The sequence below is a fragment of the Pseudomonas sp. LBUM1669 genome (genome assembly GCF_059695705.1).
This window is the reverse complement of record NZ_CP166784.1, coordinates 5573321-5589310: the sequence shown is the minus strand read 5'-3', so window position 1 is coordinate 5589310 and position 15990 is coordinate 5573321. Positions and strand designations below refer to the sequence as shown.

General features: G+C 60.5%; 16 protein-coding genes. 3 read left to right on the top strand and 13 right to left on the bottom strand.

Features of this window, described 5'->3' with window-relative positions:
• Positions 1-16: 16 nt before the first annotated feature.
• The 4 genes from arfA to leuS form a co-directional block, all read right to left on the bottom strand.
• Complete coding sequence (arfA, locus tag ACA051_RS25955) at positions 17-181, bottom strand: alternative ribosome rescue factor ArfA (protein ID WP_497305704.1); 165 nt, start codon at positions 179-181, stop codon at positions 17-19.
• A 210-nt stretch (positions 182-391) separates the two neighbouring features.
• Complete coding sequence (gene holA, locus ACA051_RS25950; RefSeq protein ID WP_497372449.1) at positions 392-1429, bottom strand: DNA polymerase III subunit delta; 1038 nt, start codon at positions 1427-1429, stop codon at positions 392-394.
• 39 nt (positions 1430-1468) lie between these two features.
• Positions 1469-2074: an LPS-assembly lipoprotein LptE gene (locus tag ACA051_RS25945; protein WP_497305700.1), complete on the bottom strand. Its 606-nt coding sequence runs from the start codon at positions 2072-2074 to the stop codon at positions 1469-1471.
• An 87-nt stretch (positions 2075-2161) separates the two neighbouring features.
• Positions 2162-4768, bottom strand: a complete 2607-nt coding sequence (gene leuS, locus ACA051_RS25940) for a leucine--tRNA ligase (protein ID WP_497372447.1) — start codon at positions 4766-4768, stop codon at positions 2162-2164.
• Between the two features lie 279 nt (positions 4769-5047).
• Here leuS and ACA051_RS25935 point away from each other — a divergent pair, with 279 nt between their 5' ends.
• Together ACA051_RS25935 and ACA051_RS25930 are read left to right on the top strand one after the other, a co-directional pair.
• Positions 5048-5368 (top strand): hypothetical protein, encoded by a 321-nt coding sequence (locus tag ACA051_RS25935; protein ID WP_094470479.1) that lies wholly within the window; start codon positions 5048-5050, stop codon positions 5366-5368.
• A 104-nt stretch (positions 5369-5472) separates the two neighbouring features.
• Positions 5473-6234 (top strand): YdcF family protein, encoded by a 762-nt coding sequence (locus tag ACA051_RS25930; RefSeq protein ID WP_497305697.1) that lies wholly within the window; start codon positions 5473-5475, stop codon positions 6232-6234.
• 123 nt (positions 6235-6357) lie between these two features.
• Here ACA051_RS25930 and lnt read toward each other — a convergent pair whose 3' ends face one another.
• From lnt to miaB, 5 genes are all read right to left on the bottom strand, one after another.
• Positions 6358-7881, bottom strand: coding sequence for an apolipoprotein N-acyltransferase (gene lnt / locus ACA051_RS25925; protein ID WP_497372445.1), 1524 nt, complete (start codon positions 7879-7881; stop codon positions 6358-6360).
• Positions 7882-7896: 15 nt separating this feature from the next.
• Complete coding sequence (locus ACA051_RS25920; RefSeq protein ID WP_497305694.1) at positions 7897-8736, bottom strand: CorC family transporter; 840 nt, start codon at positions 8734-8736, stop codon at positions 7897-7899.
• Positions 8737-8741: 5 nt separating this feature from the next.
• Positions 8742-9236, bottom strand: coding sequence for an rRNA maturation RNase YbeY (ybeY, locus tag ACA051_RS25915; protein WP_497305692.1), 495 nt, complete (start codon positions 9234-9236; stop codon positions 8742-8744).
• On the bottom strand, positions 9229-10233 hold the full coding sequence (locus ACA051_RS25910; protein ID WP_497372443.1) for a PhoH family protein: 1005 nt from the start codon (positions 10231-10233) through the stop codon (positions 9229-9231). The genes ybeY and ACA051_RS25910 overlap by 8 nt, the downstream gene beginning before the upstream one ends.
• Positions 10234-10439: 206 nt before the next feature.
• Positions 10440-11768 carry a tRNA (N6-isopentenyl adenosine(37)-C2)-methylthiotransferase MiaB gene (miaB, locus tag ACA051_RS25905; protein WP_033049358.1) on the bottom strand — a complete coding sequence of 443 codons (1329 nt, stop codon included), beginning with the start codon at positions 11766-11768 and terminating at the stop codon, positions 10440-10442.
• 134 nt (positions 11769-11902) lie between these two features.
• Between miaB and ACA051_RS25900 the strand changes: the two genes are divergently transcribed.
• Complete coding sequence (locus ACA051_RS25900; protein WP_007894425.1) at positions 11903-12232, top strand: DUF1820 family protein; 330 nt, start codon at positions 11903-11905, stop codon at positions 12230-12232.
• A 122-nt stretch (positions 12233-12354) separates the two neighbouring features.
• Here ACA051_RS25900 and ACA051_RS25895 read toward each other — a convergent pair whose 3' ends face one another.
• The 4 genes from ACA051_RS25895 to ACA051_RS25880 form a co-directional block, all read right to left on the bottom strand.
• Positions 12355-12909 carry a tetratricopeptide repeat protein gene (locus tag ACA051_RS25895; protein WP_403102585.1) on the bottom strand — a complete coding sequence of 185 codons (555 nt, stop codon included), beginning with the start codon at positions 12907-12909 and terminating at the stop codon, positions 12355-12357.
• 225 nt (positions 12910-13134) lie between these two features.
• On the bottom strand, positions 13135-14418 hold the full coding sequence (hemL, locus tag ACA051_RS25890) for a glutamate-1-semialdehyde 2,1-aminomutase (RefSeq protein ID WP_497305689.1): 1284 nt from the start codon (positions 14416-14418) through the stop codon (positions 13135-13137).
• Between the two features lie 15 nt (positions 14419-14433).
• Complete coding sequence (thiE, locus tag ACA051_RS25885; RefSeq protein ID WP_497305687.1) at positions 14434-15057, bottom strand: thiamine phosphate synthase; 624 nt, start codon at positions 15055-15057, stop codon at positions 14434-14436.
• A 32-nt stretch (positions 15058-15089) separates the two neighbouring features.
• On the bottom strand, positions 15090-15887 hold the full coding sequence (locus ACA051_RS25880; protein WP_219096044.1) for a hydroxymethylpyrimidine/phosphomethylpyrimidine kinase: 798 nt from the start codon (positions 15885-15887) through the stop codon (positions 15090-15092).
• Between the last annotated feature and the right edge of the window lie 103 nt (positions 15888-15990).

Sequence of the window (15990 nt, the reverse complement as noted above, 5' to 3'; positions counted from 1 at the left end):
AGCGGGCGCTTGCCTTTCAGGCCGCCAGAAAGTAAGAAGCCTCCCAGCTATTAGGCTGGAAGGCTTCGCGGCGGTAGCTGCCTTTGCCCTTGCCGGCTCGTTCCTGACGGCTGCGGAACAATGGCTGGGCGATGATGGATTTGGCCTTGTTGGGGCCATTTTTAGATGGCTTTTGGCTCATGATCGGATCTCTCGATTGAGTGGGTTTTGCGGGGGAAATAATCTGCCGAAGTTGGGGGGCTGTCTAGTCCCCACATTGTGTAGGACCTTTCGGATGCCTTCGCGGGCAAGCCTCGCTCCTACGGGTTGGGGTCGTACACATAATTGTGGGTCGACTGAGGTCTGTAGGAGCGGGGCTTGCCCGCGAATGGCCGTTATGCAGTCGAAAACCTTACTCCGCGGGTAGCGACAATCTCTGGCCCGCCATCAACAACGACAACCGACTCAAACTCATCCACGGCGAACCCGCCGCCTGGCCCTTGATCTGTGCATCAATGCGCTGCGCTTCCAGCAACAACTGCGCCCAGCGTTGCGCCGGGTAGCGTTGCAGGGCCTTGCTCATCAGCGGTTTGCGCTTGTCCCAGACCGGCGGTCGGGCCTGGCTGAAGGCTTTGTCCAGTGGCACACCCTGGCTGTATTGCAGCGAAAGGTTGGCCAGCAGACGCAGCTCCCGGGCCAGCGCCCAGAGAATCACGGGAGGTTCGACGCCTTCACCGCGCAGCCCTTCGAGGATGCGCAGGGCATGGGCGGCTTCGCCGTTGAGAATCGCGTCGGTCAGGCCAAACACATCGAAGCGCGCACTGTCGGCCACCGCCGCTTGCACGGTTTCAACGGTGATCTGGCCACCTTCGGCCATCAGCTTGAGTTTTTCGATTTCCTGGGCGGCGGCCAGCAGGTTGCCCTCGACCCGCGCGGCAATCAGTTCCACGGCGTCCTGGCTGGCGGAAAGCCCGGCCTGGGATAGCCGTTGACGAATCCAGCTCGGCAACTGGTTGGCATCTACCGGCCAGATCTGCACGAACTGCGTCTGCTGACCTTCGATCAGCGCCTTGCCCCACTTGGTCTTCTGCGCACTGCCATCCAGCTTGGGCAGGCTGATCAGCAGAACCGTATCTTCCGCCGGGCGCGAGCAGTACTCGATGAATGCGGCGGCACCTTTGTCGCCGGGTTTGCCGGACGGCAGACGCAGTTCCAGCAGGCGCTTTTCGGCGAACAGCGACATGCTCGCGCCGGCTTGCAGCAACGTTCCCCAGTCGAAACTGGCGTCGGCGGCAAAGACCTGGCGTTCGTCGAAACCCTGTTGGCGAGCGGCGGCCCGAATGGAGTCGGCGGCCTCCTGACACAGCAACGGGTCATCGCCGCTGATGATGTAGACCGGCGCGAGGGCACCTTGCAGGTGTTTGGCGAGTTGGGCGGGGGCGAGTTTCATAAGAGAGGGCGAACGGGGCGCCTGGGCGCCCCGTCAGTCTTATTGCTGCGGGATTTCGATGGGCGACTGACGCGGGGTTTCCGCTTCAGCTTTCTGCGCCGCTTCCAATGCCTGGGCTTCGGCTTTCGCCTTGGCGTCGGCGGTCTGCTGCAGCTGGTCCAACTGAGTCGGCGAGAGCTGTGACAGGCGCAGCATCATGCGTTGAACCAACTCGCGACGGGTTTCTGTGCGGGCGGTATTCGCTTCCTGGTCGGAACCCACCAGGTTGTTGCCGTCGTGGAGAAATATCTTCTGCACTTCGAGCTTGTCGCTCAGCAGCGGCAGGCCTTGCGCACCCCGGATGTCATAGCTCAGCACGGTGCTCACCTGATATTCGCCAGTACGGCCGGCACCGGCGTAGCTGAGGATGCGCTGACTTTCCTGCTCATCGGTCAGCACCAGTTTGTACGGCGCTCCGGTGTAAACCTTGACGCCGCTGCTTTCCAGTACCTGACGCAGTTGCGTCACGGTTTCGCCGTAGGCGTTGCGGGCGCTCAGATCGAGCTCCCTGATCGCCATTTCATTGGTGCCGGTGCCGCGCAGTTGGAAACCGCAGGCGCTCAACAGGACCGCGAGGCCCATCACCAGCAAATTGCGTTTGATCATCTTGTTGCTCCCCTTGAAACCATGTGGGCCGACCGTGCGGCCCGAAAGGTTTTACTCGGCGCCAGGCTCACCTGGCGCCTGATCCAATTAGCTGGCGACGATATTGACCAGTTTCCCGGGCACTACGATCACTTTACGAATAGTCAGGCCGTCGACGAAGCGCAGCACGTTCTCGTTGACCCGGGCTGCCGCTTCGACTTCTTCGCGAGTCGCGGTGGCTGGCATTTCGATCTGGCCGCGCAGCTTGCCGTTGACCTGGATAACCAGTGTCAGGCTGTCCTGCACCAGCGCGGTTTCGTCCACCACCGGCCAGCCGGCGTCGATCACAGGGTCAGCGTGACCCAGTTGATGCCATAGCTCGTGGCTGATGTGCGGGGTGATCGGAGCCAGCAGCAAGGTCACGGCTTCCAGACCGTCGTGAACCAGTGCGCGATCCTGTTCGGTGACTTGCGCGGCTTTTTCCAGCACATTCATCAGCGTCATCACCTGGGCGATGGCGGTGTTGAATTTGTGGTTCTGGCCGACGTCGTGGCTGGCCTGCTTGATGGCCAGGTGGATCGAACGGCGAATGGCTTTCTGCTCGTCGTTCAGGCTGGCGACGTCCAGTTTGCCCGGCAGACCCTGAATGACGTGGGCTTGAGCCAGACGCCAGACGCGCTTGAGGAAGCGGTGCGAACCTTCCACACCCGAGTCAGACCATTCCGCGCTCATGTCAGGTGGCGAGGCGAACATCATGAACAGGCGGCAGGTGTCTGCGCCGAACTGGTCGATCATTGACTGTGGGTCGACGCCGTTGTTTTTCGACTTGGCCATCTTCTCGGTGCCGCCGATTTCCACTGGCAGGCCGTCTGCGATCAGCTTGGCGCTGATGACTTTGGCCTTGCTGTCGCGTTCGAGTTCGACGTCAGCCGGGTTGAACCAGGTGTAAGCACCGTTGGCTTCACGACGATAGTAAGTCTCGGCGATCACCATGCCCTGGGTCAGCAGGTTCTTGAACGGTTCGTTGGAGCTCACCAAGCCTTCGTCACGCATCAGCTTGTGGAAGAAGCGCGCGTAGAGCAGGTGAAGAATCGCGTGTTCGATACCGCCGATGTATTGATCAACCGGCAGCCAGTGGTCGGCTGCCGATTTTTCCACCAGACCGCCTTCATAGTGCGGCGAGGCGTATCGGGCGTAGTACCACGAGGACTCGACGAAGGTGTCCATGGTGTCGGTTTCACGCTTGGCCGGTGCGCCGCATTTCGGGCAAGCGCACTCGTAGAACTCAGGCATGCGCGCCAAAGGCGAACCCGCGCCGTCCGGCACGACATCTTCCGGCAGTACCACAGGCAATTGGTCTTCCGGGACCGGCACATCACCGCAGGTGTTGCAGTGAATGATCGGGATCGGGCAGCCCCAGTAGCGCTGACGGCTGATGCCCCAGTCGCGCAGGCGGAACTGGGTGCGCGAGGCGCCAAGGTTTTTCTTGATCAGCGCAACTTCAATGGCGTCGAACGCGCCTGCGAAGTCCAGACCGTCGAACTCGCCGGAGTTGATCAGCGTGCCGTGCTCGCCGTAAGCGTCCTGCCACGGAGCCGGGTTTGTATCACCGGAGCTGGTGTGCACCACGGACTTGATCGGCAGGTCGTACTTGGTGGCGAACTCGAAATCACGTTCGTCGTGAGCCGGTACAGCCATCACCGCGCCATCGCCGTAATGCATCAGCACGTAGTTGGCGACCCATACGGGGAGTTTCTCACCGGTCAGCGGGTGCTCGACGAACAGCGAGGTCGGCAGACCTTTTTTCTCTTGGGTGGCGACGTCGGCTTCGGCAACGCTGCCGCCCTTGCATTCGGCGATGAACGCCTGCAGCTCAGGGTTGTTCTGTGCAGCCAGGGTCGCCAACGGGTGTTCGGCGGCCACGGCAACGTAGGTGGCACCCATCAAGGTGTCCGGACGAGTCGTGAAGACTTTCAGCGCGCCGGCTTCGCCGATGGAATCGACGTTGTAGGGGAACTGCACTTCCATGCCGCGGGATTTGCCGATCCAGTTGCGCTGCATGGTCTTGACCTGTTCAGGCCAGCCAGTCAGTTCGTCGAGGCTCTCCAGCAGCTCATCCGCGTAGGCGGTGATCTTGAAGTAGTACATCGGGATTTCGCGCTTCTCGATCAGCGCGCCGGAACGCCAGCCGCGACCGTCGATCACTTGTTCGTTGGCCAGGACGGTCTGGTCGACCGGGTCCCAGTTCACGGTGCCGCTTTTCTTGTAGATCACGCCTTTTTCGAACAGGCGAGTGAACAGCCATTGTTCCCAGCGGTAGTAATCGGGCTTGCAGGTGGTCACCTCGCGGGACCAGTCCACCGCCAGGCCCAGGCTGCGCAGCTGGTTTTTCATGTAGGCGATGTTTTCGTAGGTCCACTTGGCGGGCGCTACGTTGTTCTTCATCGCGGCGTTTTCCGCCGGCATACCGAAGGCGTCCCAACCCATGGGTTGCAAGACGTTCTTGCCTTGCATGCGCTGGTAGCGGGAGATCACGTCGCCGATGGTGTAGTTGCGCACGTGCCCCATGTGTAGCTTGCCGCTGGGGTAAGGGAACATCGACAGGCAGTAGAACGTCTCCTTGCCTGGCTGTTCACTGACTTCAAAGGACTTTTGCTCGTCCCAGAACGACTGGGCGGCGGCTTCGATTTCACGGGGCTGATATTGTTCGTGCATGGCTACTTTTGAACTGAATAGGGGTGGCCTAATCCTCTTCAATGCAACGTTGGGCGATGACGACGCCAAATCGGCGTTTCGGTGCCCGAACGAGCTGGAAGTGGAGTTACAGGAAGCGCCGTAGCATACATGACCGCACTCTACCGAGGGAAACCCTGATTACTGCCGCGCGTCTTGCGAAAACCGCCGCGAGGGCCGTTGGTCGCGGCATCCAGCCGGTTTGTTCATGGAAGCTAAGCTCTAAATGGGGAGCGAGTCTTATCTTCAATGAGGTGAGGGATGGTTGAGTCACAGCAAAAAGTCACGAAACCGCAGCTGTACGAAAGACTGATCGATCGTCTGGGGATGGCCCTGGACGCTGCAAAAACCGCTGACCGGCTACGCGATGAGCGTCCCCTGGAGCTGGAACTGCGTGGGTTGAGCCCCGCAGAGTTTGCACTGGTCAAAGCCTATCTGGATCGCAGTGAACGTGAGACGCACGGATGCTTGTCCGCAGCAGTGAAGCAACTCGACGCACCACGTTCGGCCAAGATCATCTGGCTCAAGGACAAGGCACCTGGCAGGGGCACGGAAAAGGTCCGGTCTCTGCAATTCAAGTAACGGCTGCACGCCATGACCCATGGTTTTTTAAAGCATAGCCTTCCGCATTTGTTGTCGCATTGCGTCAACCCACTTAGGCTTCGGGCATCTTATGGAGATGCTCGATGCCTTTTCGTTATTTCGTGAAACAACTTCTGTTGCCGCCCGGCATTCTTTTGCTGCTGTTGATGCTTGCGTGGTGGTTGCGCCGCTCAAGGCCGCGGCTCGCAGGCGTGTGCTTTGCCTTGGGGTTCGGCGGCTTCTTGTTAATGAGTTTGCCGGTGGTGGTGCAGTGGGGCGCCAAGGCCCTGGAAAGTGAGCCGCCACTGGCGCGCGAGGAATGGGCCACCCTGGGTCAGCGCGCGGATGCGATTGTGCTGTTGGGTTCGGGGCGTGAGCGTGGCGATATTGCCTGGGGGGCTGATCAGCCGACGGGCATCGGTCTGGAGCGCGAACGGTATGCGGCACGTCTGGCCAAGGCATCCGGGTTGCCCATTCTCACCAGCGGCGGCCTGCATTACGGCACACCGCCCACTGAAGCGAAGCTGATGGCGGATTCATTACTCGATGATTTCGGTGTGACCGTGCGCTGGCAGGAAGGACGCAGCCGCACGACGTGGGAGAACGCTCAGTTCAGCGCCGAGGTGTTGCTGCCACAGGGAATCAAACGGGTGGTGGTGGTGACTCAGGCCTGGCACATGCCGCGATCGGTCTGGAGTTTTCAGCAGGCTGGATTTGAAGTGGTGCCGGCACCGGTGGGTTTTTTAGGCGTGGACAATGCCCGGCCGCTGGGCGGCTGGATGCCGGAGTTCAAGTCGATCTGGCAGAGCGGGCAGTTGTTGAATGAGGCGGTGGGGCAGATCGGGTATTCGCTGTTTTACCGATAGTTATGTCGAGCGAAAACCTGTGGCGAGGGAGCTTGCTCCCGCTGGACTGCGCAGCAGTCCTGTTTTGGGGGCGCTGCGCGACCCAGCGGGAGCAAGCTCCCTCGCCACAAAAGCACGCCAGTCTCAGACCGTTTTGGCCATCCGGCTCGCCACCAGCGCCCAGCCAAACAACAACACACAAACGATGATCAGCGGCCACGAACGCCATTCCAGGTAAGGCGTCAGGTTATGCATCGGCACGACTTCGCCGTACAGAATGCCGCGTTCGAACTGCGGGATCTGCGCCGTGATCTGCCCGAACGGGTTGATCAGGCCGGTCACGCCGTTGTTGGTGGCGCGGATCATCCAGCGACCCGCCTCCAGCGCACGCATCTGTGCCATCTGCAAATGTTGCAGCGGACCGATGGAGGTGCCGAACCAGGTGTCGTTGCTGATGGTCAGCAGCAAATCACTGCGGGCCGCCAGGCTGGCGGCGAATTCCGGGTAGACCACTTCGTAGCAGATGAACGGCGCAATCTGATAGCCCTTGGCTTGCAGCATGGCCTGGTCAGCCGGGCCACGGGCAAAGTCGGACATCGGCAGGTCGAAAAACGCGATCAGCCCGCGCAGGACGTCTTGCAACGGAACGTATTCGCCAAACGGCACCAGCTTCTGCTTGAGATAAGTGCCATCGCCTTCACCGAGGACGGTGATGCCGTTGAAGAAGCGCTTCTCGTGTCGAACTTCCTGGCGGATCGGTACGCCGGTTATCAGCGCAGATTTACGCTCAGCGGCGAAATTCCCCATCATGTTGAGGTAGCCCTCGGCGGACTCCCTCAACACCGGGACGGCCGTTTCCGGCCAGATCAGCAGGTCGACCCGTTTCGAACTGAAACTCATGTCGCGGTACAGCGCCAGCTGCGCGTTGAGCTGCGCCGGGTCCCACTTCATGCTTTGTTCGATATTGCCCTGAAGGGCGGCAACGCTCAGCGCCGGGCCCGCCGGGCTGGTCCAGGCGTGTTCCTTCAGCGCCATGCCGGCCACCCAGGGGCCGACCAGCAGCAACGCGCCTGCAGCGATGAAGCCTTTACGGCCGGTGCGTACCAGACGCAAAGCGTTGTAAGTCAGCGCCGCCGTCAGGGCCAGGGTGAAGGAAATCAGCCACATTCCGCCGACGGGCGCGAGCCCGGCCAGCGGGCCGTCGAGCTGGCTGTAACCGGAGTAGAGCCACGGGAAGCCGGTGAGAAACCAGCCACGAAAGGCTTCCTGGCCGACCCACAGCGCGGCAAACGCCAACGCATCCGCCAGCGGCGCTTCGTTGCGACGCAGCCAGCGCGCCCAGATCCAGGCGGGCAGGGCGAAGAACCAGGCAATCGCGGCCGTGAAGATCAGCATCAGGAAACCGGCCAGCAGCACCGACGCGCCGCCGAAATGGTGAATGCTGTAATAGATCCAGCTGGTACCGGCGCCAAACAGGCCGAAACCGAAGCACCAGCCACGGCCCAGGGCCTGACGGGGGCTCAGTTCGCGCAAGCCAGCATAGAAGAAACCGACCGCCAGCAACGCCAACGGCCAGATATCGAACGGCGCCAGGGCCAGGGTGGTGAGTGCACCGGCCGCCACGGCCAGCAGGTTACCGGGCCAGCCGGGGCGGGTTATCCAGCGCATTTCTATCCTTAGTTTTTACCGAGCAATAGGCGTCAGGCGAAGCAAGTGAATCCGACGGCTGTCGGCGTTCAGGATGCGGAAGCGATAAGGGCCGATTTCAGTGATTTCGTTGCGTTTTGGCAAATGCCCGAACGCGCTCATCACCAGGCCGCCCACTGTGTCGAACTCGTCGTTGGAGAATTCGCTGTCGAAGAACTCGTTGAAGTTCTCGATCGGCGTCAGGGCCTTGATCAGGAAGTCACCGCTGGGCAGCGGCTTGATGTAGCTGTCTTCTTCGACGTCGTGTTCGTCTTCGATGTCGCCGACGATTTGTTCCAGCACGTCTTCGATGGTCACCAGGCCTGCCACGCCGCCGTATTCGTCAATGACGATGGCCATGTGGTTGTGGTTGGCGCGGAACTCGCGCAGCAGCACATTCAGACGCTTGGACTCGGGCACGAAGGTGGCCGGGCGCAGCAGATCCTTGATGTTGAAGCTGTCGCCATTCTCCTTGAGGATCAATGGCAGCAAGTCCTTGGCCAGCAACACGCCCATCACGTCATCGTGGCTTTCGCCGATGACCGGGTAACGGGAGTGGGCCGAGTCGACCACGGCAGGCAGGAACTCGCGAGGTGTCTGGGTCGCCTTGATGCTGACCATCTGCGAGCGCGGGACCATGATGTCCCGTACTTGCAGGTCAGCGACCTGGATGGCGCCTTCGACGATGGCCAGCGCTTCGCTGTCCAACAGTTTGTTCTGGTGTGCGTCGCGCAGCAGCTCCAGCAGCTCCTGGCGGTTCTTCGGCTCGTGGGCAAAAGCCTGGGTGAGCTTACCCAGCCAAGACTTTTGCCCGTTGCTCGATCGATCTTCGCTCATAGCGATTACTCTGAATCCTTTGTTGTAACGATAGGGTTTGTGTCTGTTTCGTCGTCCGCATAAGGGTCGGGATAGCCCAACTCGGCAAGCAACGTTCGTTCCAGTGTTTCCATTTCTTCGGCTTCGTCATCATCTATATGGTCGTAACCCAGCAGATGCAAGCAGCCGTGAATCACCAGATGCGCCCAGTGGGCCTTTAGTTCTTTGCCTTGTTCGGCGGCTTCGCGCTCGACCACTGCCACGCAAATAACCAGATCGCCCAGCAGCGGGATGTCGAGAAACTCGTCGGGCACATCGGCAGGAAACGACAGGACGTTAGTGGCGTAATCCTTTTGCCGCCAGGTGTGGTTCAGCTCGCGGGCTTCTTCGTCATCGACCAGGCGGATGGTCATTTCAGAGTCGGCAGTGCGCTGGCGCAGGGCCAGTTCGCACCATTGGCGGAACTCGGCTTCGCTGGGGGAAGACGCTTGTGTAGCCAGTTGCAGATCAAGCTCAAGCATCGCGGCGACTGTCCTTTGGTGTTTCGTCTGTCGCGCGATTTTCGAAGCGCTCGTAGGCTTCGACGATGCGCTGCACCAGTGGATGGCGCACAACGTCTTTTGGCTTGAAATGGGTGAAGCTGATGCCCGGCACGTCTTTGAGCACTTCGATCACATGGTGCAGCCCGGACTTGGTGCCTTTCGGCAGGTCGACCTGGGTGATGTCACCGGTGATGACTGCGGTAGAGCCGAAGCCGATCCGAGTCAGGAACATCTTCATTTGCTCGACGGTGGTGTTCTGGCTTTCGTCGAGGATGATGAAACTGTTGTTCAGCGTGCGACCGCGCATGTAGGCCAGCGGTGCAACTTCGATCACTTGGCGTTCGATCAGTTTGGCGACGTATTCGAAACCGAGCATCTCGTAGAGTGCGTCGTAGAGCGGGCGCAGGTACGGGTCGATCTTCTGCGACAGGTCGCCGGGCAGGAAGCCGAGCTTTTCGCCCGCTTCAACCGCAGGGCGCACCAGCAGGATGCGACGAATCTGCTCGCGTTCCAGCGCATCGACTGCGCAGGCTACGGCCAGGTAGGTCTTGCCGGTACCGGCCGGGCCGATGCCGAAATTGATGTCGTTACCGAGGATTTCCTTCACGTAGCGCAGCTGATTCAAGCCGCGAGGGCGAATCATGCCTTTTTTGGTGCGCAGGGCGACGGAGGGTTCGGACGGGGAGACGTTGTCCAGCTCTTCGACGGCCGATTCCTGCAGGAACAGGTGAACCGTGTCCGGCGACAGCTCGGTACCTTTGGTTTCCCGATACAGACGGCGAATCAGATTTTCTGCAGAAGTGGTGTGCTTGGGTTCGCCGATCAGCTCGAACTGGTTTCCGCGGTTGCGGATCTCGATGGTCAGGCGCTGTTCGATCAAGCGCAGATGCTCGTCGAATTGCCCGCACAGATTGGCGAAGCGACGGGCCTCAAAGGGCTCGAGGATGAAACGATGAGGTTCTATGGGTGCGTTCAAGGTCGTATTTAGCCGCCCTGGGGCAATTAAGATGAAATCAAGGATAACGCCAGTGGGCTGGGTGCGAAAGCTCTTAAATAATCCAGCGCCAAACACCGTCCCTGTAGGAGCGAAGCTTGCTCGCAAAGGCGGAATTTCAGACGACTCATGCTGTGAGTGTCAGTCCGCCTTCGCGGGCAAGCCTCGCTCCTACAAGTCATGCGGTGTTACTGGATCAGCGAGCCCCGCAGCGAGTGCGGCTGCGCGGCGTCGATGTGCACGTCGGCGAACTGGCCGATCAAGGTCGGATTGTCGCAGCGGAAGTTGACGATACGATTATTCTCGGTCCGGCCTTGCAGTTCGCCGGGGTCTTTTTTCGAATAATCGGTGACCAGAATCCGCTGAATCGAGCCGACCATTTGTCGGCTGATTTCGAAGCCTTGCTGGTTCAAGCGATGTTGCAGCGCGTTCAGCCGTTCTTTTTTCAGTTCTTCCGGCGTCTCGTCGGCCAGATCCGCGGCCGGTGTGCCCGGGCGCTGGCTGTAGACGAACGAGTAGGAGAAGTCGAAACCGACGTCTTCGATCAGCTTCATGGTCTGTTCGAAGTCTTTCTCGGTCTCGCCCGGGAAGCCGACGATGAAGTCCGAGCTGATGCAGATCCCCGGCACGGCGGCGCGCAGCTTGCGCAGTTTGGATTTGTATTCCAGCGCGGTGTGGTTGCGCTTCATTGCCGACAGAATGCGGTCAGAGCCCGATTGCACCGGCAAATGCAGGTGTTTCACCAGTTCCGGCACATCGGCGTGGGCCTGGATCAGGCTGTCGGAGAACTCCAGCGGATGCGAGGTGGTGTAGCGAATCCGGTCGATGCCATCGACGGCGGCCACGACGCGGATCAGCTCGGCGAGATCAGCCAGGCGCCCATCGTGAGTGGTCCCGCGGTAGCCATTAACGTTCTGCCCCAGCAGGGTTACTTCGCGCACGCCGTTTTCAGCCAGGTGGATGATCTCGGCGATCACGTCATCGAAGGGGCGACTGACTTCTTCACCACGGGTGTAAGGCACCACACAGAACGTGCAGTACTTGCTGCAGCCTTCCATGACCGACACGTAGGCGCTTGGGCCGTCGATGCGCGGCTCGGGCAAATGGTCGAACTTTTCGATTTCCGGGAACGAGACGTCGACTTGCGGCAGCTTGGTGGCGCGCGCGGCGTCAATCATTTCCGGGAGGCGGTGCAGGGTTTGCGGGCCGAAGACCACATCGACATACGGCGCGCGATCGCGGATAGCCGCGCCTTCCTGACTGGCCACGCAACCGCCGACGGCGATGACCATGTCCGGGTTGGCCAGTTTCAGTTCGCGCCAGCGGCCGAGTTGGGAATACACCCGGTCCTGGGCGCGTTCGCGGATCGAGCAGGTATTGAGCAGGATCACGTCGGCGTCTTCAGCGCGAGCGGTCACTTCCAGGGCCTGATGTTCACCCAGCAGATCGACCATGCGCGAGCTGTCGTACTCGTTCATCTGGCAACCGTGGGTTTCGATGTAAAGCTTCTTGGCCATGGACAGAGTCATCACGTGATTCAAAGAACCGCGCATTATAGGGAACATGTCTCTAGGTTCCTACCGTTGTGCGTCCGGCGGCTATGCTATAGTTCGCGCCCTCATTTTTATCCCCTATGTGTTGCCCGCCCACCATGACCAAACGTGAAGCCCCAATCTACAAGGTGATTTTCCTCAACCAGGGCCAGGTGTACGAAATGTATGCCAAGCAGATCTATCAAAGTGATCTGTGGGGCTTCCTGGAAGTGGAAGAGTTCGTCTTTGGCGAGCGCACGCAAGTGGTCGTCGACCCGAGCGAAGAGAAGTTGAAAGCTCAATTCGAAGGCGTTGTGCGCAGTTTTGTGCCGATGCATTCGATTGTGCGCATCGACGAAGTGGAACGCCTCGGCACTCCGAAAATCAGCGAAGCCCGCGGCGCGGTCGGCAATGTCATGCCGTTTCCGATGCCGATGCCTGAGAAGTAAGACCGAGTCGCTCCCTTCGCGGGCAAGCCTCGCTCCTACAGGTTTAATGCACGCCGTGAAAACGACGCATACCTGTAGGAGCGAGGCTTGCCCGCGAAGGCGTCAGTAGGGTCGAAGAAGATTTAAGGCAGCGGCGAAAACGGCGTGCGCCCATCGGCGCTTTGCAATTCCATCAGGTATTTACGGAAAATTTGCCCCAGCACCTGGGTAGCGACTTCCAGATCTTCGCGCGGCATCTTCTCGGCCACTTCATCCGCCGTGTCCAGCGCATCTTCAGCGCCGTTGACCGCGGCCATTTTCAGCACGATATACGCCTGAACGTTATTGGCCGGTACGCCTTCGCCGTGAAAGAACATGGTGCCGAGTTTGAATTGCGCCTGAGCGTGGCCTTGCAGTGAAGCCTTTTCGAAATAGCCCAGGGCTTTATTGAGGTCGCGCGGGGTGTTTTTGCCGTCGTAGTAGAACTCACCCAACTCGTATTGCGCTTGTGCATCCCCTTCATCCGACGCTTTCTGGCAGGCGGCGAGCGCTTGCGTCAGGTCTTGCGGCTGAGTATTGAGGGTGCAGCGACCCATCGCTGGGATTAACAACGAGTTGCCGCCTGCTTGTGCGAGCGCGAGCAGGGGCTGAAGGAGCAACAGGCAGCCCAGTGCAAGGGCGCGGCCGGTGCGGTTCATGGGAATCGACTTACCTCTGAAGGGCGCGCGGACCCATCGAGGGGATCCAATAAGCGCGCATTATGAAATAAGCAGGGCCAACCTTACAAAGTCTTTACTCGTTTTTCTGCTGCGCGGGGAATATATCGTCCCATTTACGGGGGATTATTAGCAGAAGCACAGGAATAAGGGTGCAAATCCAGGTGAAAGCTGACGCTGGCAATCGCCAACGTCAGCGTTACAACGTTATTTCAAGGCGGCGAATGCACGCTCGGCGGCATCCAGCGTCAGTTTCAACTCGGTTTCGCCATGAGCGATCGAGGTGAAGCCGGCTTCGAAAGCGCTCGGCGCCAGGTACACGCCGCCTTCAAGCATCAAGTGGAAGAAGCGACCGAACAGCTTGGCATCGCTGGCCATCACGTCATCGAAGGTCACGATGTCGTCGGCGCCGCTGAAGTACAGACCAAACATACCGCCGGCCTGGGTAGTGACGAACGGAATGCCCGCGGCATCGGCGCGCTGTTGCAGGCCATCGAGCAAGCGGCTGGTGTAGTCGCTCAGCTCGTCGTGGAAACCGGGACGGCTGATCAGGCGCAGCGTCGTCAGGCCCGCCGCCATAGCCAATGGATTACCCGACAGAGTGCCAGCCTGATAGACCGGGCCCAGTGGCGCGATGTGCGACATGATTTCGCGCTTGCCGCCGAAACAGCCGACCGGCATGCCGCCGCCGATGATCTTGCCGAACGTGCTCAGGTCCGGCGTCACGCCGAAGTGCGCTTGTGCACCGCCGAGGGCGACGCGGAAACCGGTCATCACTTCGTCGAAAATCAGCACCACGCCGTGCTTGTCGCACAGGGTCCGCAGGCCTTCGAGGAAACCTGGCGCTGGCGGTACGCAGTTCATGTTGCCGGCAACCGGCTCGACGATGATGCAGGCCACGTCCTGGCCGACGTCGGCGAGCATGGTTTCGACTGCGTCGATGTCGTTGAACGGCAACGTCAGGGTGTGCTTGGCAAAATCCGCCGGCACACCGGCTGAGCTCGGCACGCCTTGGGTTAAAGCGCCGGAGCCGGCCTTGACCAGCAGGCTGTCAGAGTGACCGTGGTAGCAGCCTTCGAACTTGATGATGTTGTCGCGGCCGGTGAAACCACGGGCCAGACGGATGGCGCTCATGGTCGCTTCGGTGCCGGAGCTGACCATGCGCACCATTTCCATCGACGGCACGATCGAGCAGACCAGGTCGGCCATCTCGGTTTCCATCGCGGTTGGGGCGCCGTAGGACAATCCGTGCTCAAGCTGTTTACGCACTGCGTCCAGCACGTCCGGGTGGCTGTGGCCGAGAATCATCGGGCCCCAGGAACCAACGTAGTCAACGTAACGCTTGTCGTCTTCGTCGGTGACGTAGGCGCCTTCGGCGTGTTTGAAGAACAACGGTGTGCCGCCCACGCTTTTGAACGCGCGAACAGGTGAGTTCACGCCGCCGGGGATGTGTTTCTGGGCATTGGCAAACAGGGTTTCGGAACGAGACATGATCGGGCTCTCAAATCAGACTTTTAGTAATTCGTTGAAGGCGCGGGCGCGGCGTGTCACTTCAGCCGTGCTCTCGGCGCCAAACAGGCCATGCACGACCGCCAGCAAGTCGACCCCGTGGGCCACCAGCGGTGCGGCGTTTTCCAGGGTGATGCCGCCGATCGCGCAGATCGGCAGGTGCAGTTTGCTGCGGGCCTGGTCGAGCAGTTCGAGGCTGCAGGTCGGTGCGCCGGGTTTGGTGTTGGAATTGAAGAAGCGACCGAAGGCGACGTAACTGGCGCCTTCCTTGGCTGCTTGCTCGGCGAGTTCGAGTTGCGCGTGGCAGGTCGAACCGATGATCGCCTGACGACCGAGCAGTGCTCGGGTCGGCGACAAGGGGCCGTCGGTCTGGCCCAGGTGTACGCCAACGTTCAAGCGAGCGGCCAGTTCGGCGTCGTCGTTGATGATCAGTTGTGTCTTGTAGCGATCACACAAGTCGCGCAGGGCTTCGGCCTCACGCAAGCGTCGGGCCTCGTCGCTGCTCTTGTCGCGGTATTGCAGCAGGGTGACGCCGCCTTCCAGCGCTGCTTCCACGTACAAGAGAAATTTACCGGCCAGCAACTGGCTGTCGGTAACGGCGTACAGGCCACGTAGTTTCATCGGACAAGCCTCACCGCGTTGCGAATAGAAAGTTACGAACAGAAATCCAGCGGCAGACGGCGCGGCACAAACTGGCCTTTGCCCAGTTGCTCCGCGTCACGCAGGGTACGCCAAGTGTAGTTAAGCGCGGTCTGCACGGCGCTGGCGAGATGTTCACCCTGGGCCAGTCGACCGGCCAGGGCGCTGGCCAGGGTGCAACCGGAACCGTGATAACTGCCGGGCAAGCGTTGGCAAGTAAAGGTTTCGCGGTGGCCATCGCGGCTGTACAGGCGATTGTGGATTTCGTGTTCGTCGCCATGACCGCCCGTGATCAGCAGGTGCTTGACGAACGGCAGGAGTTTTTCAGCGCACTCGTCCGCGGTGCCTTCGGGCAGTTCGGCGAGGATGCGGGCTTCGGGAAGGTTGGGGGTGGCGATGATCGACAGAGGCAGCAGGCGCTCGCGCATGGCATAGCCGACTTCATCCTTGCCCAGGCGTCCGCCGCCGCCGGCGCGCAGCACCGGGTCGCAGACCACCGGCAAATGCGGGTGTGCCGAAAGCAGTTCGACGACAGTGTCGACCATCTCCAGGGAGCCGAGCATGCCCAGTTTCACGGCAGCGACTTCGGAGTCGTTGAGTACGGCGTTGGCCTGGGCCAGCACCCACTCGCGGTCGAGCACGCGAAAGTCAGTGACGTTGACCGTGTCTTGCACGGTCAGGGCGGTGACGGCCGGAGCCGCATGACAACCCTGAGCGAGCAGGGCTTCGATATCTGCCTGCAAGCCGGCGCCACCACTGGGGTCGTGGCCGGAGAGACAGAGGACAACGGGGCGAGAGCTGTAGATATTCATGGTGCGCGAGCTTACCACCAAACATCGATTTTCGGGTGCAGTGGCCGCAAGGTCTGCCGATACATTGTGGTGAGGGGCTTGCCCCCTTTTTTGCATTCGGTCG

Coding starts and splice junctions, on each gene's coding strand:
- leuS (WP_497372447.1), bottom strand. CDS start 4,768: ATGCACGAACAATATCAGCCCCGTGAAATCGAAGCCGCCGCCCAGTCG.
- arfA (WP_497305704.1), bottom strand. CDS start 181: ATGAGCCAAAAGCCATCTAAAAATGGCCCCAACAAGGCCAAATCCATC.
- thiE (WP_497305687.1), bottom strand. CDS start 15,057: ATGAAACTACGTGGCCTGTACGCCGTTACCGACAGCCAGTTGCTGGCC.
- hemL (WP_497305689.1), bottom strand. CDS start 14,418: ATGTCTCGTTCCGAAACCCTGTTTGCCAATGCCCAGAAACACATCCCC.
- ybeY (WP_497305692.1), bottom strand. CDS start 9,236: ATGCTTGAGCTTGATCTGCAACTGGCTACACAAGCGTCTTCCCCCAGC.
- ACA051_RS25920 (WP_497305694.1), bottom strand. CDS start 8,736: ATGAGCGAAGATCGATCGAGCAACGGGCAAAAGTCTTGGCTGGGTAAG.
- ACA051_RS25880 (WP_219096044.1), bottom strand. CDS start 15,887: ATGAATATCTACAGCTCTCGCCCCGTTGTCCTCTGTCTCTCCGGCCAC.
- ACA051_RS25930 (WP_497305697.1), top strand. CDS start 5,473: ATGCCTTTTCGTTATTTCGTGAAACAACTTCTGTTGCCGCCCGGCATT.
- holA (WP_497372449.1), bottom strand. CDS start 1,429: ATGAAACTCGCCCCCGCCCAACTCGCCAAACACCTGCAAGGTGCCCTC.
- lnt (WP_497372445.1), bottom strand. CDS start 7,881: ATGCGCTGGATAACCCGCCCCGGCTGGCCCGGTAACCTGCTGGCCGTG.
- ACA051_RS25945 (WP_497305700.1), bottom strand. CDS start 2,074: ATGATCAAACGCAATTTGCTGGTGATGGGCCTCGCGGTCCTGTTGAGC.
- ACA051_RS25895 (WP_403102585.1), bottom strand. CDS start 12,909: ATGAACCGCACCGGCCGCGCCCTTGCACTGGGCTGCCTGTTGCTCCTT.
- ACA051_RS25935 (WP_094470479.1), top strand. CDS start 5,048: ATGGTTGAGTCACAGCAAAAAGTCACGAAACCGCAGCTGTACGAAAGA.
- miaB (WP_033049358.1), bottom strand. CDS start 11,768: ATGGCCAAGAAGCTTTACATCGAAACCCACGGTTGCCAGATGAACGAG.
- ACA051_RS25900 (WP_007894425.1), top strand. CDS start 11,903: ATGACCAAACGTGAAGCCCCAATCTACAAGGTGATTTTCCTCAACCAG.